This window comes from Thauera sp. SDU_THAU2 (assembly GCF_038260575.1).
Taxonomy (GTDB): domain Bacteria; phylum Pseudomonadota; class Gammaproteobacteria; order Burkholderiales; family Rhodocyclaceae; genus Thauera.
This window is the reverse complement of sequence record NZ_JBBWUN010000003.1, coordinates 746,822-766,414: the sequence shown is the minus strand read 5'-3', so window position 1 is coordinate 766,414 and position 19,593 is coordinate 746,822. Positions and strand designations below refer to the sequence as shown.

Sequence of the window (19,593 nt, the reverse complement as noted above, 5' to 3'; positions counted from 1 at the left end):
CCTGAATGGTTTCCTCATCATATGGGCCACCTGCGACAGGATGTGTCGTACCGGTACGAATTCGTCGACGGCGCATTGACCTGCACTGACTAATCCGGGCATGAACGACCTGGAAAGAATGAATCGGCGTGTCGACGAATGGCTTGCCGCAACGAGTCACTCTGGTTCCACCGCTGAAAAAACATCCCAGATGCCGCTGTCTTTAGCCAGGCGCTCATACAGATCCAGGGTACGAGAATCGATCAGAAACTGAAATTTGGCCACCCTTTGTGCGGTCCACTTCCAATTTTTTTCATCTTCTTTTCTGGGGATGATTGAATTCCACTCCCCAGCGATTTTCTCGCACGACGGCCCGTCTTTTGCGACAAGGTCCGCATTGTATTCAAGCTCAAGCGGTTCATACTGACCGCTTTTTCTTCTTCTGTTTTCCCGCGCATCCAACCACCGGAAATTACCCAACGACTCTCCGACCGTTTCTCGCCGCCAGCGAAAACTATCCCGTTCAGGCAGGCCTTCCACACGATTCTCATCCCAGCGAAATTTGAAATAATCACGTGGCACGATGTGATCCAAATCCACGGGCAGGTCGTCATCCCGCATGGAGGTCGGATCATACGCCCCGTACTTCTCTGTCAAATAGCGCCGTTGCAACCACATCAACGACCGCTTGATGAGTTCCCCATCGGTCGACAGAACCCGCAGACTTTCGCCAGCGCCAGAGTCGTTGTCAATCTCGGAGAAGCGTTTATTCCATTCCCGCAAGCGGCTGCAATCCTGTGCTTTCGAGATACCGCCCCTCAAGATGCCGACATGCTGTTGACGTGGCACATAGCGGGCAATGTGTTCTTCTTCAAAACGCTTGATCAACGCAACTATCGAATCACGACTCCATGGCCCGCCGTGCTCGGTGAAATACATGAATGCCCGATCGGCAGCCTTCGAGTCATTGGCAACAAAGAAAAGCCAATAGAGAGCGAAGGTCGTCAGTATCCTGCGGTCCTCCTCCGCCCAGTCAGAGGCACCATGCCACTCATCCATCAGAATCAGGACATCAAGCAGTTCCTTTGGCAAGCGGGCAAGCAGGATTTTCGGGAGGCCTGGATGGTCCTCTTGGCCGTACTCCAACGCCTTACGTAGTCTCCCCAAGGTACCAGTCAATGCGAGCGGCGAATCCACCAACATCCTGTGGAATTTTTTGCGCGTTGCTTCAAATCTGGATTCATCCCTGAGCTGGGAAGCAAAGGATGGATTCGGGCGGCCGATCACAGTCCAATCCACGGGCTTCTTGCCCCGCTCCGGATGATGCATCGCCCTTGCCACGCGCAATGCCGCCAGCACCAGATCGACCTCGCCAGCGATCCTGCCAGAGTCCTTCATGATTTTTTCCATCGTTTTTCGTATCGCGGGGAACTGGTGCTTCAGAATCGAGTAGGTCAACTCGTCATCCGAAAGGCGCGTACCGCCCTGCCCCATGCGCTGGAAAAAGCGGACGTACTCATCAGGACTCCGAATGATCTCCTCCGGCACACACTGCACAATGATCTTTCTGTCCATTGCTTTTTCGATGGCATCGCTGAACTCCTTCAGCCTGTCCCTCCATTCTGAACTTACTTTCTCATGAACCCCCCTCAATTCTGCCCACTCTCCGTCCAGGACATGGCGCATCACACTGGACAGACGGATGGCACATTCCTGCTTTATCAGATCGGAACCTTCCACTTGCTCGAAAGCACTGGTGCGGCATTTTTGTTCCTCCCCCCACTGTTCCCATTTATCCTGGCGCTCCCCCATGCTGAATTTCCGGTTCGGCTTATGGACCTGGTAGCCAAAAGGCTGGCCTGTGCTGCTTATGCGCAAATTGAATTTCATTTCCGCATTCGTCTCGCCCCCCTGCCCCAGGTCGACCCACAGGCGTAAATGATTCTTCAACGGCCCTTCATCCATACCCAACAGGATGGCCGCCATGCGTTGCTGCCCGTCGAACAGTTGATAAGAATCAGGTGCAGCTTCTCTGAGGTTTCCGTCCACGTCGTAACCCTGAGCTTGCACCTTGTCGACCTTGTGGACCATCATCAATCCGGCCGGATAGCCCCGTAGCAGACTGTCCCAATAACGGACGATCTGCTCGTTCGTCCACACCAGCGATCGCTGGATCGGTGGCAGCCAAAGCCGGGGATGGCTTCCTTTGTCCCTGCGACGCCAGCGGGCCAGCTCCCCGATGCTCAAGGCAATAGGGCCGCCCTCGGTCAACCCGTCGAGCTTCTTATTCAACTCCCGATCTTGTGAATCGTCCATGCGTACTCCATAGGGTCGGACGCGGCAAGCACGCCGCATCGTTTGCTTGCTTTCCATCACACCTGATCGGCGTCATAGGCCAACGACATGCTACCTATGTTTTCCCGGTAGGTACTGTCACGACGAGCGCTCCTGCGTCCTTTTCCACCTCCCCTCCATCGCCAGCCTGCGCACGAAATCCTCCACCGACCATTCCACCCCCAGCAATTCCCGCTGGCGGACCACGTTGGCGAAATCGCCTGGCGTCAGCCCTTCCAATCCATCCAGGGCGCGCAGGATGGCGGGTGGCAATTCGCCGGCCCGCCCTTCGTCGCCCAGCGTCTCGCGCGCGAACAGCGCATGGCGCTGCGCCGGGGCGAGCGGGCGGAAGTGCAGCTTGAAGTCGAAGCGGCGCAGCGCGGCGGCGTCGAGTTGGGCGGCGAGGTTGGTGGCGGCGATGAAGATGCCGGGAAAGCATTCCATCTGCTGCAGCAGTTCATTCACCTGCGTGGTCTCCCAGCCGTGGCGGGCCAGGCGGCGGTCGCGCAGCAGGCTGTCCACTTCGTCGAGGAACAGCACCGTGTGCTCGGGGTCGATCTCGCCGAACAGCCGGGCGATGTTCTGTTCGGTCTGACCGACATAGGGCGACAGCAGGTCGGCGGTGCTGCGCGCGACCAGTTCGCGGCCGAGAGCGTCGGCCAGGACGTGGGCGAATTCGGTCTTGCCGCTGCCAGGCGGGCCGTAGAAGCACAGGCTGGCGCGCCCGCTTCGCATCAGCGCGCCGGCAATGCGCGCCGGAGCGATACCGCCGGCGAGGTTGAGGTAGGCGGCATCGAACGGCAGCGTGGATTCTCGCCTGCGCGGCAACGCGCTGCCATGCAGCAGCCGGCGGACCGCGCCCAGCCCTTCGCGCACCACCGCGGCCGGGTCCGCCTCGGGCTGCAGGTCCAGGAGCCGCCGCGCGGTATCGAAATGGGCAGGCAGCAGCGCAGCGTCGACGGCCAGTTCGTCGAGCAGCGCGGCAGGTAGTGCGCGCCCGCCGAGATGATGCTCGGCGATGCGTCGGCGCACCGGGCGCGGCGGCGTAATGAAATGCACCGGCAGCAAAAAGCGGCGCAGGAAGGCGCTGTCCATGCCGGTGGCGTCGTTGGTGATCCAGATTGCCGGCAGCGGGTTTTCTTCCAGGCAGCGGTTCATCCAGCCCTTTGCGTTGCCGGCACCCGCTTCGTCGTTGAGCAGCGCGAGGAAGGCGCTCCCCGCGCTGCGGAATACGTCTTCCACTTCGTCGAAGACAATGACGCAATCGCGCCGGCCATGCAGCAGGCGCTGGGCAAGCCGATAGGCACCCAGGCGACCGTCGCGGGCGAGGCCGTCGCCATCTTCGTCGGCGGTCTTGACCATGACCGGCTTCAGCCCCGCGGCAGCAGCGATCGCAAGCGCGAACTGGGTCTTGCCGGTGCCGGGCGCGCCGTACAGCAGGGCGTTGACGCCGCGCTCGCCGCGCAGCAGAGCACCGCTCAGGGCCGTGCGCAGGCGCAGCGCGTCCTTTTCCAGATGAGGGAAATCGTCGGGCCGGCATTGGGCGGCCGGCGGCGTTTCGACGATGCAGGCGAGCAATTCTTCCGCCGTGGCCGGCTCCGCATCCAGGATGTCGTCGAGCAGATCGCCGCCGCACAGAAAATCTTCCAGGTCAGCTTCGCTGGCCACCCGCAGCAGATCGAAGGCACGCAGATCGGCCGCACGACGCAGGCGCGGCTTGAGTTCGCGCACCGGAATGCCGAGTGCGGCCGACAGGCAGGCGTACTTGTCGGCGGGCTGGCGCACATCGACCATCCGCAGCATGGTGCGGAAGACCCGGTTGTGTTGTCTCATGGCGGTGAAATCGAGCACTGCGACTTCCACATCGTCGAGGAGCACGGCGCGCGCCAGCAAATCGACGGCCGGGTTCTCCGGCGCGGCGTCATCCGCTGCCGTCAACCGCGCCAACAGCTCATCGGGCAGTGCGAGGAAGCATTCGCGCAAGTCCGCTCGCATGCGCTTGCCCGCCTCCCCCTTGGGCAGCGGTCTTTGGCACAGACCATAGCGCTTCCATCGGCGGGAAAACTCTTCCCATGCCTGCAGCTCACCGTCGTCGGGCACGTCCGTATCCGCCCACCACAGCTTTTGCCGCCGCACCAGCGCCTGGGGTTCCACCAGCGGCATGGCCAGCAGCCACATGGCGCCAAGAAAGTCGTCATCGTCCAACGACGCACGCAGCGCGGGGCATTGGGCCATCATGTGCAGGGCGTAACGCGCGGCACGGCGCGCTTCGGCCGGCACGGCGGAGAAATCGGCAAGCCAGAAGGCCTCGTCCGAGGCTGCATGACGGCAGGAACGATGGATCACCCGGGTACTCATGCGCGCACCTCCCCTTGCCAAGGTTTCAAGCGGCGGCTGTCCAGGTACAGAGTGATGAAATCGCCGCGATGCTCGCCCTCCTCGATCAGCAGCCCCAGCACGATGTCCAGCGGCTCACGGAAATACGGCCTGCCCGCCTCCTGCGTGGGATCGAATACCGGCTCCGCCAGCACCTCGATCACCAGCGCGGGACGGCCGGGGCCGGGCGCGGTACGGTTGGCCATGCCAGGTTTCCAGGTGACGAGATCGCCGGGGGCGAAGGCGTGGCGCTCCTGCAGGCAGGCCAGGCGCATGCGCAGGGTCTGAGCCAGATCCGTGTTCGGCGAGACGGGCGGATCGTCGTCCAGCAGCAGATCCGGCATATCGTCGCTGGTAAAGCCGATGCGTCGCAGGATGTCGCTGGACGTGGTCGGATAGGTTTTCTTGCGGTCGGTCATCGTCGTGCTCCAAGTGGCGATGGCCGCATTGAAACAGGCCTGTGCGTCACGACATGTCGCACAACGGCGAGTATGCTGCACACATCGCAATGGAGAAACGCATGGCCGCGTACAAGAACCGCATCGAACGGCTGGAAGCGCTGCTGCGCCTGATCCCTTCCCAAAACCGCAAGGAGGATTGCCCCACCCCCGCCACCCTGCTCGCACGGCTGGCCGGTCTCTATGCCGGCCACGCCAACGACACCGCCCGCCACCGCGCAATCCAGCGCGACCTGGAGGAACTGCTGGGCGACGGCCGCATCGAGGCGGTCAACCCCGGCGGCAAGCCCTTGCGCTATCGCCGCACGCGCTACGAGATCGACCCCTACACGCAAGAATATGCACGCCGGACGATGCGCGAGCTGGTCGACAACGCCTTGTCACCGCAATTGCTGGAAACCTTGTGGCCGCAACTCTGCGATCCTGAGGGCGGACTTGGGCTGGGCGAAGACAGACTGCGTATCCTCGGCGACAACCAGCGCCTGCTGCCGGCCGCGATCCGCGATGGCGTGCTGGCCGACGCTCTGGAAGCGCTGGCAAACATGCGCACGCTAAAAATCGGCTACCGTAACAGACAGGACCAGCATACACAGCCGACCCTGCACCCGCAGGCTCTGCTGCAGCGCGGCCCGCGCCTGTATCTGTTCGCGCTGAAGGACGATGAGGACGAGCCGGTACGGATGTACGCGCTGCACCGCATCACCCGCTCCGAGGTCGGTGAAGGGCATGCGCGCACAGCCCCCGATTTCGATCTGCAGACCGCCATTGCTTCCGGTGAAGCGGATTTCGGCAGCGGCGAACGGCTGGAACTGCGCCTGCGGGTACGTGGCTATGTGGCCGATCTGCTGCGTGAATGCCCTCTGGAAGCCGAGCAGATCATGGAGGATGAACCCGAGGACAGTGATTTCGATGCCCAGGTACGTGCGACGGTACCAGGCACCGGGCAATTGCTGCGTTGGCTGCTGGGGTGCGGGGACAAGGTCGAGGTGCTGGAGCCGGCGGAATACCGGCATGTGATCAGGGTGCAAGTGGCGAAGATGGCGGAGATTTATGCCTGAACACTGGAAATCAGCCAGATAAGGCAATCAAGGAAATCGACCACACATCGCCTCATCAACCTTCTGCAATAACTCCAGCGCTGCTCCCGAAATCCCCAGATTGTTGCCCCCCGAACGCACACCAGCCTCCCGCATGTTGATGCGTATCAACCGATGCGCATATCTTTCGCCATAGATGCGAACAGTAGGTATCGCCTTCCCAGCCCCCAGTTCGATCACCAACAAGCGACGACGGTGCGCATAGGCCCACGCAGTGAAATCGCCGAATTGCGCCTCATCAGGATCTGCAATCCAATCTGCATCGTTGAACATCAGTACGCGGGGCCGCGCCAATTCTCCGCAGCGGGGACAATGTGGCAAGGACTTCAACTGAAGCTCTGCTTCATCCACGAATTCCGGCTTGAACACATCCGCGCTCCAGATTTCCTCGCAGCACGGCGCCAGGCACTGGAATTCATGGATGGAGCCGTGGCACTCCACGATGCGGGAAGGGTCGAAACCCGCTTTCTGGAAATGGCCGTCCACATTCGAGGTGAACACCCGGTAACCTTCAGGTGCCTGTCGTGCCCATCGCAGCAGAATGTCGAAACCCGCATGCGGCTGGACGCAGCGGTACATGGCGAGACGATGAGCATAGAAACCCCAAGCAAGCTCGGGCCTAGACCAGAACGCTGCAGGCGACGCTGCTTCACTGAAACTCCAACCGGCTTTCGCCAATGGCGGATAGGCATTCCACAAGCCGTCGTTGCCCCGGAAATCCGGCAGGCCGGAATCCACACCCATGCCCGCACCTGCGGTTATCAGCAACACGGGGGCCTCTTGAACCCAGCGCGCGGCCGTCCGGATTTTCTGATCGATTTCCATTGCACCTCCTCGATGCCCATACCCTCCGCAGCTCAATCGATGATTCGATTGCTGCTGCTCATACCGGTAGGCAAACGATCCATGCGTGGCTGGACGGTGGCCACGCCCTGACAGCCGAGGGCGATGAGCGCCGGCATTCCCGTGCGAGGATCATCTCGCAACGGAGAAACAGCAATGGCTACCGGGCTGATGGAAAGCACCGTCAAGGCTTTCAGCAAGTCTCTACGTTCCATGGGAGGCTCCTCATCCGGAAATCCGGCGTCGGCCAGCGACGGCACGACTGGCACATTTGTCGGAGCAGCCATTGAAACCGAACTGTGCGTCACATCGCGTCGCATCGCCCCCTCTTGCCCTGCGCTATAGTCCGATACTTGTCACACAGCCATGGATGCAAGAGGAAGACATGGGCAACCGCCTTTCCAAGATCTACACCCGCACCGGCGACGCCGGCACCACCGGCCTGGGCGACGGCAGGCGCGTTTCCAAGGACAGCCTGCGCATCCACGCGCTGGGCGAGATCGACGAGACCAACTCGGTCGTCGGCCTGCTGCTGTGCGAGGAACTGCCGGAAGACGTGCGCGCACTGCTGACCGACGTGCAGCACGACTTGTTCGACCTCGGCGGCGAAGTGTGCATCCCGGGCATGAGCATGATCACCGACAGGCAGGTGACCCACCTCGAAAACGAGCTGGACCGCTTCAACGAGCCACTCGAACCGCTGAAGGACTTCATCCTGCCGGGCGGCACCCGCGCGGCGGCGCTGGCCCACCATGCGCGCACCGTGTGCCGCCGCGCCGAACGCGCGCTGGTGGCGGTGGCGCTGGAGGAAACGATCAACGACGGCCCGCGCCAGTACCTCAACCGCCTGTCCGACCTGTTGTTCGTGCTCGGCCGCGTGCTGAACCGCGCCGGCGGGCGCGGCGACGTGCTGTGGCAGAAGCGCAAGAACGCCTGACGGCGCCCGCCCCTGCCCCGGAGTTTCAGCGCGCCTGCGGCTGAGGCCTCCGCCCCCTGCGCGGCGAGCAGTTCGCGGAACAGTGCCGACGACTGCGCCAGTTCCCAGGCACTGCCCGTCGCCTCGATCCGCCCGCCGCGCATCAGGATGACGCCGTCGAAGCGGTCGAGCAGGTGCAGCCGATGCACCGAGGACACGATGGCCGCGTCGGCGAAGTGTTCGAACAGGCGGCCGTAGACCCGGCCTTCGGTTTCGGGGTCGAGGCTGCTGCTCGGTTCGTCGAGCAGCACCAGCGAACTGCCTTCGGCCGCCAGCACGCCGCGCGCCAGCGCCAGGCGTTGGCGCTGGCCGCCCGACCAGTTCGCGCCGCCTTCGCTGACGCGCGACTCCAGCCCTCCCGCCAGTCCATCGACGATGGCGTCGGCGCAGCTCGCATGCAGCGCGGCGGCGATCCGCTCGGCCGGCGCCTCGCCGCCGAGCAGCAGGTTCTCGGCCAGCGTGCCGTCGAACATCTCGGCCTGCTGCGGAATCAGCGTCGCCATGTGGCGCAGCGTGTCCGCCGCGGCGGGCACTTCCCGGCCATCGATCCGCAGACTGCAGTCCGGCGCCTCGTCCAGCCCGGCCAGCAGGCGCAGCAAGGTGCTCTTGCCGCCGCCGCTCGGCCCGACCAACGCATAGCGCCTGCCGCGCGTCAGTTCGAGCCGTTCGACCTGCAGTGACGCGCCGCCGCGGGCTGCGGCATGGGCGAAGCGCACGTCCCGCAGCTCAAGCTCGTGCCAACCCCCTGTCTCGGCATCCAGCAAGGGCACGGCCGGCGAAGCCTGCCCTGCTTCCAGCACCGGCTGCGCGGTAGCGTAGTCGGCGCGCTGGCGTGCCAGCGACTGGAAATGCGCCGCGATCGCGGTGATCACGCCGCCGGCCTGCTGCGCGTATTCGTACACCATGAAGACCTTGCCCAGCGCAATGCCGCCGGCTGCACCGGCCAGCACTGCCGCGCCGCCGCCGAAGTCGATCAGCCCGGCCGCCTCGGCCGCATACACGACGACCAGCACGCACCACAACGCATTCGCCAGCAGATCGACCGAGCACCACTTCAGCTCGTTGAGCACGATGCCGCGCCGCAGCGGGCCGAACACCGCCGCCAGGCGCGTCGCGATCAGGCGCGCCACGCCTTCGCCCCGGCGCAGTGCCAGCACCGAGAACACGTTGCCCAGCACGTCCACCAGCGTGGCCGAATAGGCGCGCTCGGCACGGTTCTCGTCCAGCGCGATGCGCATCATGACGCGGTCGAAGCGGGTGATCAGCAGGCCGATCAGACCGTAGCCCAGCATCGCGACGACGCCGACCAGCGGCGAGATCAGCCACAGCGCGACGATCGGCCCGACCAGCTTCACCGTGTTCTGCAGGTAGATGAACTGGCTCTGGGCGAAGTCGTACAGCGCGCGCGTGCTCTGCTGCACGCGGTGGGTGGTTTCGCCCGAATGGTGGCCTTCGTGCCAGGCCAGCGGCGCGCCCACCAGGCGCTTGACGAGCAGTGCCGACATGCGCTCGCGCACCTTGAGCGCGACGTTGCGCTCCAGGATGCGGCCCGGCCCGTGCAGCAGCCAACTGGCGACGATGGCCGCGAACACCAGCGCGAGCCAGCGCGCTGCGCCCGGCAGCCCTTCGACGCCGCCGGACTGGATGGCGTCGATGGCATTGCCCGCCAGCCAGGGCACGCCAAGCTTGAAAAGCTGCGAAGCCAGCAGCAGTGCGAAGGCGAGCAGGATCAGGTGGCGCGCGCCGGCGGCATGCTGCCACAGCGTGCGGTAGAGCGTTGCCAGGCTGGCAGGCTGCTCGCGCACGGGCTGTGCGGCGGGAGGATCTTCGTCGGCATGGGCTGCGGCATCGGCACGTTCGGCCATCGGGATGTGTCCTGCAGGGAAGATCGAGAAAGGTCGGCAGACTGCCGGATCAGGGGGCGGAAAGATAGTGAGCAAACAAGGCTCAGCCGGCGAAATCCAGCGCGATCTGCCCGGCGCCGGCAGCCGCGCCCTCATCCTCGGCGAAACGCACGCCGACCCCCAGCAGCCGCACCGGCCGCGCCTTGCGCGCATGCGCCTCGTCGAGCAGCGCCAGCCACACCTGCTCGTCCGGCGCCTCGCAGACGCATTCGGCGGTGGTGCGGGAAAAATCGTCGAATCGGATCTTGACCACCGCCTTATGCACCGGCCGCGTCTCGCGCGCGCGGTCGAAGCGCTCGCGGAACTCGCCGATCAGCACCTTCAGTTCGGTCCGGCAGGCCTCGAGATCGGGCAGGTCGGTGACGTAGGTGGTCTCGATCGACAAGGACTTGCGGATACGGTCGGGGCACACCGGCCGTTCGTCGATGCCCCGGCACAGGCGGTACAGGCTGGCACCGAAGCTGCCGAATTCCTGCGCCAGCTCGGCCAGGCTCCAGGCGCGCAGGTCGCCGCAGATGTTCACGCCCAGCGCCTGCAGCCGCGCCGCCGTGACCTTGCCGACGCCGAAGATCTTCTTCACCGGCAGCGCGGCGACGAAGGCATCGACCTCGTCGGGCCGCACCACGAACTGCCCGTCCGGCTTGTTCCAGTCGCTCGCCACCTTGGCGACGAACTTGCTGGGCGCGATGCCGGCCGACGCGGTGATGCCGACTTCGGCGCGGATGCGGGCGCGGATCTCCTCGGCCATCAATGTCGCCGAGCCCTTGCAGCGATCGACGCCGCTGACGTCGAGATAGGCTTCGTCCAGCGACAGCGGTTCGACCAGCGGCGTGTAGTCGCGGTAGATGGCGAGGATCTGCTTCGACGCCGCACGGTAGCGCTCGAAATCGGGCGGCAGCAGCAGGAGCTGCGGACATAGTTGCAGCGCCCGCGCGGTCGGCATCGCCGAATGCACGCCGAAGGCGCGCGCCTCGTAGTTGCAGGTGGCGATCACGCCGCGCGTTTCCGGCCGCCCGCCGACCGCGAGCGGCCGGCCGCGCAGCGCCGGGTCGTCGCGCATCTCGACCGAGGCGTAGAAGCAGTCGCAATCGCAGTGGATGATCTTGCGCATCTCGGCCGAAACCCGCAGCTCGGGAAAATGGAATCTGCCCGCAAGTATCGGGCACTTCCGCCTTCACCCATTCAACGCAATCGGACAGCCCTTCCAGCAGACGGCTTCGGCGGCGGGCAAGATGTGCTGGCGAGTCGCTGCCCGCCGGACCTGCCCGGTTCTGGCGCCCGGGTGCGCGATGCGAGACAATGACAGGCACGTTCCGGATGCCGCACGGGCGGGACGGCCGCCTGACCGGGCCGCCCCCGATCATCCAGCATGCCTCGCCCACTCACGTCGGATCCTCGTCCATGCATACGCGCGACACCGCCCTCTCCACCGATCAGAAGGCCCTGCAGCTCAACCTCGACAAGTACAAATACGGCTCCATCGTCGAGATCGGCGCCGGACAGGAAGTCGCACGCCGGTTTTTCCAGGCCGGCGCGGCAGCAGGCACCATCGCCAAGACCATGTCGGCCTACGACATGGCGGTGAGCGACGACATTTACGGCCATGTGGACCGCTACGTCAGCCGTGCCCGGCTGCTGCAGATGCTGGAAAAGGAGTTCGACCAGGTAGTGGCGCGGCTCGCCCATCTGCGGCCGAAGAACACCACGTTCTTCGCCTATGCCGCCACCGTCACCGCGCGCAGCTTCAAGCAGAAGAACGAATGCCACGGCTGGGTCGGCATCCGCCTGCAACTGCACCCGGGCGCGGCGCCCAGCGACGTGATCCTGCACGTGCGCATGCTCGACAATGACAATGCGCAGCAGGCCGAGGCGCTCGGCATCCTCGGCGTCAACCTGATCCACGGCGCCTTCTTCCAGCACCACCATCCCGAATGGGTGGTCGAGGGCCTGGCCGACTCACTGGGCTCGGAGCGCATCGAGGTCGATCTGATCCATTTCTCCGGCCCCTATTTCGAGGAAGTCGACAACCGGCTGATGAATCTGCACCTGATCCGCAGCTGGCTGACGCGGGCGGTGGTATTCAACCCGGCGGGCGAGATGGTGGTGCCGGGCGAACTGTTCCATCGCAAGCCGGTGATGGTGATCCGCGGCAGCTTCAAGCCGGTGACCTGCGTCAATGTGGACATGACGACCGCCGGCCTCAAGCAGTTCAGCCAGCTCGCCGCGGTGAACGAGGACGAGATCGTGTCGCTGGCCGAGATCACGATGAATTCGCTGATCAGCGGCGACAGGATCGACGGCACCGACTTCCTCGCCCGCATCGAGCTGCTCGCCTCGCAGGGCTACACGGTAATGATTTCCGACTACGTGCGTTTCTTCCGCCTGCGCGCCTACCTGCGGCGCTACACGCAGAAGCCGATCGGCATCGTGCTGTCGGTGCGCGACTTCGATTCCCTGTTCGACGAAAAATATTACGAAGGCCTCGAGGGCGGCATCCTCGAAGCCTTCGGCAAACTGTTCCCGGACAACACCCACGTCTATGTGTATCCCTCGCGCCCCAGGGGCGGCGGCGCGGAACTGGTGACGCTGGACAACGTGCAGGTGCCGGCCAAGCTCCGCCACCTGCTCGCCCACCTGATGGACAACGACAAGCTGCTCGCCGTGCAGCCGCTCGACGACAGCCATCTGCACATCGACGCCACCGAAGTGCTGACGGGCCTGCGCCGCGGCCGCGGCGCCTGGGAGCAGGACGTGCCCGAACCGGTGGCGCAACGCATCATCGACGGGCGTCTGCTGGGTTACGACACCGCATAGGCCAGGCTCCATCGACGAGAGGCGCAGACGGCCAGCCGGGGGCTGCAATGCTCGAATCGGAAGCGCGCAGCCGGCTATGGGGCTCCGCCGTCACATCCCCTGGTAGATCGGCCCCTCACCGCCCTGGGGCACGACCCACTCGATGTTCTGCGTCGGATCCTTGATGTCGCAGGTCTTGCAGTGCACACAGTTCTGCGCGTTGATCTGCAGCCGCGGCCCGGCTTCCTCCTGCACGATCTCATACACCCCGGCCGGGCAGTAGCGCTGCTCGGGCGCGTCGTAACGGGCCAGGTTGATCGCGATCGGCACCGTGGCGTCCTTCAGCCGCAGGTGGCAGGGCTGCTCTTCCTCGTGGTTGGTGTTCGACAGGAACACCGAGGAGAGCCGATCGAAGCTCAGCACGCCGTCCGGCTTCGGGTAGTCGATCTTCACGCACTCGGCCGCCGGCTTGAGCGCGGTGTGGTCCGCCGTGTTGTGCAGCGTCCACGGCACCTTGCCCTTGAACAGCACCTGGTCGATGCCGAACAGTAGCGAGCCCAGGTACAGGCCCTTCTTCATGTAGGGCTTGAAGTTGCGCGTCTTGTGCAGCTCGGCGTGCAGCCAGGAGTCCTGGAAGGCCGCCGGGTAGGCGGTCAGCGCATCGCGCTGGCGTTCCTGTGCCAGCGCTTCGAAGGCCGCTTCGGCCGCGAGCATGCCCGACTTGATCGCCGCATGGCTGCCCTTGATGCGCGCCGCGTTCAGGAAGCCGGCGTCGTCGCCGATCAGCGCACCGCCCGGGAAGATCAGCCGCGGCAGGCTCTGCAGCCCGCCCGCGGCGATGGCGCGGGCGCCGTACTGCAGCCGCTTGCCGCCTTCGAGATATTTGCGGATCTCCGGGTGGGTCTTGTAGCGCTGCATCTCCTCGAAGGGCGACAGGTGCGGGTTGCTGTAGTTCAGGCCGACGACGTAGCCGACCGCGACCAGGTTGTCCTCGAGGTGGTAGACGAAGCCGCCGCCATAGGTGGCGCTGTCCATCGGCCAGCCGGCGGTGTGCACGACCAGGCCGGGGCGGTGGTGCTCGGGTTTGACTTCCCACAGCTCCTTGATGCCGATGCCGTAGGTCTGCGGGTCGGCGCCGTCGCGCAAGTCGTACTTCGCTTCGAGCTGCTTGCCCAGGTGGCCGCGACAGCCTTCGGCGAACAAGGTGTATCTGGCGTGCAGTTCCATGCCCGGCTGATGGTGCGGGCCCGGTGTGCCGTCGCGGTTCAGGCCCATGTCGCCGGTGGCGACGCCCTTCACCGCACCGGCCTCGTCGTACAGGATCTCGGCAGCGGCGAAGCCCGGATAGACTTCCACCCCCAGCGCCTCGGCCTGCTCGCCCAGCCACTTGACCACGTTGCCCAGGCGCACGATGTAGTTGCCGTGGTTGACGAAACAGTCCGGCAGCAGCCCGTTGGGCGTCTGCCGGGCACCGGTCTCGGAAAGGAACAGGACCTTGTCCTCGGTGACGGCCGTCCTGAGCGGGGCGCCCCGTTCCTTCCAGTCCGGAATCAGTTCGGTGAGTGCGCGCGGGTCCATCACCGCGCCCGACAGGATGTGGGCGCCGAGCTCGGCCGCCTTCTCGATCAGGCACACCGACAGCTCCCGGCCCTGCGCCGACGCCAGCTGCTTGAGCCGGATCGCCGACGACAGCCCCGCCGGGCCGCCGCCCACGATCAGTACGTCGAATTCCATCGATTCGCGTTCGATGCTCATGAAAAACGATACTCCTCTGTCAAGACGGCAGCCGGCTCAGGCGAGCCCGGCAGCCGGTTCGCGCCAGTCGGGCACGATGCCGTGCTCGAGGGCAAAGGGCTGGGCCTGGATGCTGCGGCGCTGGAAGCCGGCCGCCTCCGGCGCGGTGGCCAGCCAGCACAGCACGGCGGCCGGCACCTCGGGCGGCGCCACGCCGCTGCGCAGGGCGACGACGCCCTTGTCGCCGATGGTCGCATGCAGCGCCTCGGTCGCCACCACGCCCGGATTCAGCGTGTAGGCGCGGATGCTCTGTTCGCCGAATTCAGCCGCCAGCACCCCCGACAGGCGCGACACCGCCGCCTTGCCGGCGCCGTAGGCATACCCCCAGCCGCCCTTGCCGGCGGCCACCGGCGGATCGCTCTCGCCGGCCCCTGAGGTGACGTTGATGATCGTGCCGCCGCCCTGCGCCAGCATCGCCGGCAGCAGGCATTGCGTCAGCACCACCGGTGCCACGACGTAACCCTGGAACACGCGCTGCAAGCCATCGACGTCCAGCGCCATGAAGGGCGCGTTGAGATCCGCGCCCTGGTAGATCGCGTTATTGACCAGCACGTCGATGCGGCCGAAACGCGCCAGCACCGCACTGGCCGCGCCGCGTACCGAATCCTCGTCGAGCAGGTCCATGCGCACCACAAACGCCTCGCACCCCAGTGCGCGCACCGCTGCGGCCGTGGCGGCAAGGCTGCCGGCAAGCGGGCGGCCGTCGGCGTGGGTCAGCGCATGGGCATGCATCTCGCCCTCTTCCAGCGTGCGTGCGCTGATCGCCACGTCGAAGCCGGCACGGGCGAAAGCCAGGGCCGTCTCGCGGCCGATGCCGCGGCTGGCGCCGGTAATGAAAGCCACCTTGTTCATCGCCTCACTCCATCGAACCATCCGCGCCAGTCTAGCGGCCGGGCACAGCCCGTCATCGTCGGTTCGGACCATGCGGTCACGGCAGCGTAAACGCCGAACCGGCCACGAGGGCCGGTTCGGCTGGAAACAACGGCTGCAACGCGGCGATCAGAAGCGGTCGCTGCGCGTCATCGCATCCATGCCGCCATCGACGAAGACGACGGTGCCATGCACGAAGCTGGCCCGTTCCGACTGCAGGAACTCGACGACGCCGGCGATTTCGTCCGGTCTGCCGGGGCGTCCCACCGGCGCCACGAACTTGCGCGTCGCCTCGCCATAGCGCGCATCGGCCAGCGAGGCGGCGAACAGCGGCGTCTCGACCGCGCCCGGCGCGACCACGTTGATGCGGATGCCTTTCGGCCCCAGCTCGACCGCCTTCTTGCGGGCGAACACCGTGACCGCGTACTTGGAGCCGGAATAAGCCGCCTGCGGCACGGCCATCCCGTCGGCCTGGGCGATGGCGCCCGCCTCGTCGCCGGCCAGCATGGCCGCCACCATCGGCAGCTTGTCGACGCCATGGACGGAGGCCACCGAGCCGATCAGCAGGATCGCCGGCTTGCTGCCGCGCGACAGTGCGCCTTCCAGGCCTTCGACCAGTTCGGTCATGCCGAAGTAGTTCACACCCACGATCACGCCGCTGGACGGCGCGGTCGGCCCCAGCCCGGCGCAGCACACGAGGCCGTCGAGCACGCCGCCGCAGGCCGCCAGCGCGGCGTCGACCGCGGCCTTGCGCCCCGCTGCGGTCGACAGGTCGGCGACGATGTCGGCGTTCTGGCGGTCGATGCCGATGACGCGGTGCCCCGCGCGCTCGAGCTGCTTGCTGACGGCTGCGCCAATGCCAGAGGCCGAGCCGGTGACGACGGTAATGGTCACGAATCACTCCCGAAAATGCCCGCGAGGGGCGCAAAAGACGGGAGCAGTATCGGTGCCGCCCGTCCGCGCCGGCATCGTCCAGGCGGACTAAGACCGCGCCGATGCCTTGAACCTACAATCGCAGGACGCCAAGTCCATACCGAGGATTCGTCCCATGACACCGTTCAAGACCCTCGCCGCCGCCGTGAGCCTGGGCTGCGCCCTGCTGGCGGGCCCGCTGCACGCCGCGGACACCACCGCCCCGGCCGCCAGGGCGGCCAGCAGCGACGCGGCCAGGGCGCAGGCCCTGCTCGACCAGGCCGAAGCCCATCTGCGCGCGCACGGCGACCAGGCCATGGCCGGCTTCAGCCGCGCGGGCGAGTTCGTCGATGGCGAGCTGTACGTCTATGTGCTCGACATCCAGGGCAACTTCCTCGCCAGCGGCGGCAGCTCGACCACGCTGATCGGCCGCAACGTGGCCGGCGTCGCCGACTCGGACGGCCGCCTCTTCTTCCGCGACATGATCGACGGCGCCAAGGCCCGGCCCGCCGGCCAGATCGAGTACCGCTGGAGCAATCCCGTCCGCGGCGTCAATGAAACCAAGATCGCTTCCTGGCGCCGCGTCGGCGACCACGTCCTGGTGATCGGCTACTACGCGCCGCACCCCAGCTTCGAACTGGCGAAATCGCTGGCCTGGCGCGCGGTGCATACCCTCAAGCTCAGCGGCGAGGACGCCTTCGCCCGCTTCAACAGCCTGAACGGCGGCTTCGTCCAGGACGACCTCTACGTCTTCGTGATCGGCCTCGACGACGAGATCATGCATGCCCACGGCGGCCAGCCGCGGCTGATCGGGCGCAAGGCCACCGAACTGGTCGATCCGGTGACCGGCCGCCGCTTCGTCAAGGACATGATCGACATCGTCCGCAACAAGGGCGAAGGCGAAATCCGCTACACCTTCCGCAACCCGCTGACGCTCAAGAACGAAGGCAAGCGCAGCTACATCGTGCGCGTCGGCCGGTATCTGCTCGGCGTCGGCACCTACGCCGAACCGGCGCAGCAGGACCGCGAGTAGGCACTGCCGAGACAGCGGGCGCCGCCGAGACGGCGCAAAAAAGCCACCGGCACGCGGTGGCTTTTTCGTTGCCTCGCACCCCGCTACTGCTTGCGGCTGAGCGCGGCGACGCTGTTGAGCATGATGCGGACCAGCTCGGTCTGGCGCCGCACGCCGGTCTTGGAGAAGATCGAACGCAGATGCGCGCGCGCGGTGTTGCGGCGGATGTTCAGCGCCTCGGCCGCTTCTTCCAGCGACAGGCCGTTGGCCAGCTCCATCGCCAGCGCGGTTTCGGCCGGCGTCAGGTTGAAGAGCTGCTTCGCCGCCGCCGTGCTCGCCAGCGACTTGCCGGTGGCGTCGCGGATATAGACCAGCACCGACGGCTGGCCCTTGCCTTCGGCCCATTCCTGGGACGGCACCGGCTCGACCACGACGCCCAGGCTGACCTGCCCCGAAGGCCGCGACACCGACATCGCCGACGCCGCCATCAGCGCATCGCCGCCGCCGGGGCGCTGACGCACGAAGGCGTTGCGGATCAGCGACTGGAGTTCGCGGTTGTCGCTCGGGTAGGAGGCTTCGAGCCTGCCGCCGACCAGCTTCAGGCCGTCGCTGGCTTCCAGCAGCTCGCGCGCGATCAGGTTCTGCTCCAGCACCCGGCCGCTGTCGTCGAGCACGATGGTGCCCACCGACAGGCGCCCGATGGCCTGCGAATAGAGCGAGCCGAGCGATTCGCTGCGGTCGAGCAGGTTGTGGATGTGCAGCGCCCGCCGCAGGTGCGGCAGCAGCGCCTCGCAGCGCGAGCGGTCCAGGTCGCTGAAGCGCGGCGCCGACTCGGCGCGCGTGAGGCGGAAGCGCAGCTTGCCCGAATCCGGCGTCGAGATATCGGCGCCCATGACGTGGAACACGTCGACCGGCTCGCACCAGTGCTGGTAGTAGGCCGTCCGCCGCCATTCGGCCTCGGTCATCAGGTCCTGCACCAGGAAGACCTTGTCGGCGGGCTGGTTGGCGAAAGGCGTCATCGAATGGCCGTAGGGCAGGTAGGTCACCTTGTCGCCCCCTTCCACGCCCACGGCGATCATCATCCCGAGGTTGCCCTCTTCCGGGCTGCGCAGGATCAGGGTCGAGTAGTTGGCCTGGAACAGCACGCGGAACTGCTCCAGTGCCTCGCCCCAGCGCCGGCTGTCGAGCGACGCATCGTAAAGCGCCGAGACGATCGCGTCGTATTCCGGCAGTCCCAGTTCAATGTCGCTCAAAGCCCTTCCCCTTCAGTTTCACACCGGCAGCCGGAAGGCTTGCCGTCTCAGTCCACCGTCAGGCTCGACGCCAGCGCGGGCACGGCCTCGAACAGATCGGCAACCAGGCCGTAGTCGGCCACCTGGAAGATCGGCGCATCCGGATCCTTGTTGATCGCCACGATCACCCTGGAGTCCTTCATCCCTGCCAGGTGCTGGATCGCACCCGAGATGCCCACCGCGACGTACAGGCCCGGGGCGACGATCTTGCCGGTCTGGCCGACCTGGTAGTCGTTGGGCACGAAGCCGGCATCGACCGCCGCGCGCGACGCCCCCAGCGCGGCACCGAGCACGTCCGCCAGCGGATCGAGGATGCGGTGGTAGTTCTCGCCGCTGCCCAGTCCGCGGCCCCCGGATACGACGACCGCCGCCGCACCGAGTTCCGGCCGCTCGGATTTGCTCAGCTCGCGGCCGAGGACGCGCGACAGTCCCAGCTCGGGACCGGCGGCGATCTCTTCCACGACCGCACCGCCTCCGCCGCCGGCGGCATCGAAGGCGGTCGTGCGCACCGTCAGCACGTCGAGCGCCTGGTCCGATTCAACCGCCACCAGCACGTTGCCGGCGTAGATCGGCCGTTCGTAGCGTCCCGCCGCGGCGATCGCCACCACGTCCGAAACGGCCGCCGCGTCGAGCAGGGCCGCCACGCGAGGGGCGAGATTCTTGCCGAAAGCGGACGCCCCGGCAAGCACGGCGCGGTAGCCGTTTTCGCCCGCCACGCGCTGAATCAGGACAGCCAGATTTTCCGCCAGCGCATCGGCATAGTGGGCCGCATCCACCTTCAATACGCGGGCCACGCCGGCCACCGCGCATGCCTGCGCGACGACGCCGTCGCAGTCCGCGCCGGCCACCAGCAGGTCGATCTCGCCGCCGAAACGCGCTGCCGCGGTGACGGCATTGAGCGTTGCCGCCGCCAGTTGCCTGTTGTCGTGTTCCGCAATGACCAGTGTCTTCAT

The 19,593-nt window shown here is 66.0% G+C and carries 15 protein-coding genes and 1 pseudogene; 4 read left to right on the top strand and 12 right to left on the bottom strand.

Annotation, left to right across the window (positions count from 1 at the left end; genetic code table 11):
• Positions 1–156: 156 nt before the first annotated feature.
• The 3 genes from AAFL97_RS04635 to AAFL97_RS04625 all read right to left on the bottom strand — a co-directional run bounded on the left by AAFL97_RS04635 (position 157) and on the right by AAFL97_RS04625 (position 5,108).
• Positions 157–2,295 (bottom strand): DUF262 domain-containing protein, encoded by a 2,139-nt coding sequence (locus AAFL97_RS04635; protein WP_341643931.1) that lies wholly within the window; start codon positions 2,293–2,295, stop codon positions 157–159.
• 117 nt (positions 2,296–2,412) lie between these two features.
• Positions 2,413–4,671, bottom strand: a complete 2,259-nt coding sequence (locus tag AAFL97_RS04630; RefSeq protein WP_341643930.1) for an AAA family ATPase — start codon at positions 4,669–4,671, stop codon at positions 2,413–2,415.
• Positions 4,668–5,108 (bottom strand): hypothetical protein, encoded by a 441-nt coding sequence (locus AAFL97_RS04625; RefSeq protein WP_341643929.1) that lies wholly within the window; start codon positions 5,106–5,108, stop codon positions 4,668–4,670. Before AAFL97_RS04625 ends, AAFL97_RS04630 begins: the two co-directional genes overlap by 4 nt.
• Positions 5,109–5,209: 101 nt before the next feature.
• On the opposite strand from AAFL97_RS04625, the gene AAFL97_RS04620 reads away from it, so the two are divergent.
• Positions 5,210–6,205, top strand: coding sequence for a WYL domain-containing protein (locus AAFL97_RS04620; protein WP_341643928.1), 996 nt, complete (start codon positions 5,210–5,212; stop codon positions 6,203–6,205).
• 27 nt (positions 6,206–6,232) lie between these two features.
• Here AAFL97_RS04620 and AAFL97_RS04615 read toward each other — a convergent pair whose 3' ends face one another.
• Together AAFL97_RS04615 and AAFL97_RS04610 are read right to left on the bottom strand one after the other, a co-directional pair.
• Positions 6,233–7,069, bottom strand: a complete 837-nt coding sequence (locus AAFL97_RS04615) for an SIR2 family NAD-dependent protein deacylase (RefSeq protein WP_341643927.1) — start codon at positions 7,067–7,069, stop codon at positions 6,233–6,235.
• Between the two features lie 32 nt (positions 7,070–7,101).
• Positions 7,102–7,302: a hypothetical protein gene (locus tag AAFL97_RS04610; protein ID WP_341643926.1), complete on the bottom strand. Its 201-nt coding sequence runs from the start codon at positions 7,300–7,302 to the stop codon at positions 7,102–7,104.
• 170 nt (positions 7,303–7,472) lie between these two features.
• On the opposite strand from AAFL97_RS04610, the gene AAFL97_RS04605 reads away from it, so the two are divergent.
• Positions 7,473–8,024: a cob(I)yrinic acid a,c-diamide adenosyltransferase gene (locus tag AAFL97_RS04605; protein ID WP_341647094.1), complete on the top strand. Its 552-nt coding sequence runs from the start codon at positions 7,473–7,475 to the stop codon at positions 8,022–8,024.
• A 281-nt stretch (positions 8,025–8,305) separates the two neighbouring features.
• On the opposite strand, the pseudogene AAFL97_RS04600 reads toward AAFL97_RS04605, so the two are convergent.
• Positions 8,306–9,928, bottom strand: a pseudogene (locus AAFL97_RS04600) (ATP-binding cassette domain-containing protein); the annotation flags it as partial.
• 82 nt (positions 9,929–10,010) lie between these two features.
• Complete coding sequence (gene dinB, locus AAFL97_RS04595; protein WP_341643925.1) at positions 10,011–11,078, bottom strand: DNA polymerase IV; 1,068 nt, start codon at positions 11,076–11,078, stop codon at positions 10,011–10,013.
• A 290-nt stretch (positions 11,079–11,368) separates the two neighbouring features.
• Here dinB and AAFL97_RS04590 point away from each other — a divergent pair, with 290 nt between their 5' ends.
• Positions 11,369–12,781: a TonB-dependent receptor gene (locus tag AAFL97_RS04590; protein ID WP_341643924.1), complete on the top strand. Its 1,413-nt coding sequence runs from the start codon at positions 11,369–11,371 to the stop codon at positions 12,779–12,781.
• Positions 12,782–12,871: 90 nt separating this feature from the next.
• On the opposite strand, the gene AAFL97_RS04585 is transcribed toward AAFL97_RS04590, so the two are convergent.
• From AAFL97_RS04585 to AAFL97_RS04575, 3 genes are all read right to left on the bottom strand, one after another.
• Complete coding sequence (locus AAFL97_RS04585; RefSeq protein WP_341647093.1) at positions 12,872–14,509, bottom strand: electron transfer flavoprotein-ubiquinone oxidoreductase; 1,638 nt, start codon at positions 14,507–14,509, stop codon at positions 12,872–12,874.
• 42 nt (positions 14,510–14,551) lie between these two features.
• Positions 14,552–15,406, bottom strand: a complete 855-nt coding sequence (locus AAFL97_RS04580) for an SDR family NAD(P)-dependent oxidoreductase (protein WP_341643923.1) — start codon at positions 15,404–15,406, stop codon at positions 14,552–14,554.
• Between the two features lie 147 nt (positions 15,407–15,553).
• Positions 15,554–16,318 carry an SDR family oxidoreductase gene (locus AAFL97_RS04575; RefSeq protein ID WP_341643922.1) on the bottom strand — a complete coding sequence of 255 codons (765 nt, stop codon included), beginning with the start codon at positions 16,316–16,318 and terminating at the stop codon, positions 15,554–15,556.
• A gap of 154 nt (positions 16,319–16,472) precedes the next feature.
• On the opposite strand from AAFL97_RS04575, the gene AAFL97_RS04570 reads away from it, so the two are divergent.
• Positions 16,473–17,369, top strand: coding sequence for a cache domain-containing protein (locus AAFL97_RS04570; protein ID WP_341643921.1), 897 nt, complete (start codon positions 16,473–16,475; stop codon positions 17,367–17,369).
• Between the two features lie 83 nt (positions 17,370–17,452).
• Here the strand turns inward: AAFL97_RS04570 and AAFL97_RS04565 are convergent, their stop codons facing one another.
• On the bottom strand, positions 17,453–18,601 hold the full coding sequence (locus AAFL97_RS04565) for a helix-turn-helix transcriptional regulator (RefSeq protein ID WP_341643920.1): 1,149 nt from the start codon (positions 18,599–18,601) through the stop codon (positions 17,453–17,455).
• Between the two features lie 47 nt (positions 18,602–18,648).
• The gene (locus AAFL97_RS04560) at positions 18,649–19,593 is read right to left on the bottom strand and encodes an electron transfer flavoprotein subunit alpha/FixB family protein (protein WP_341647092.1); all 945 of its coding nucleotides are present in this window, start codon (positions 19,591–19,593) and stop codon (positions 18,649–18,651) included.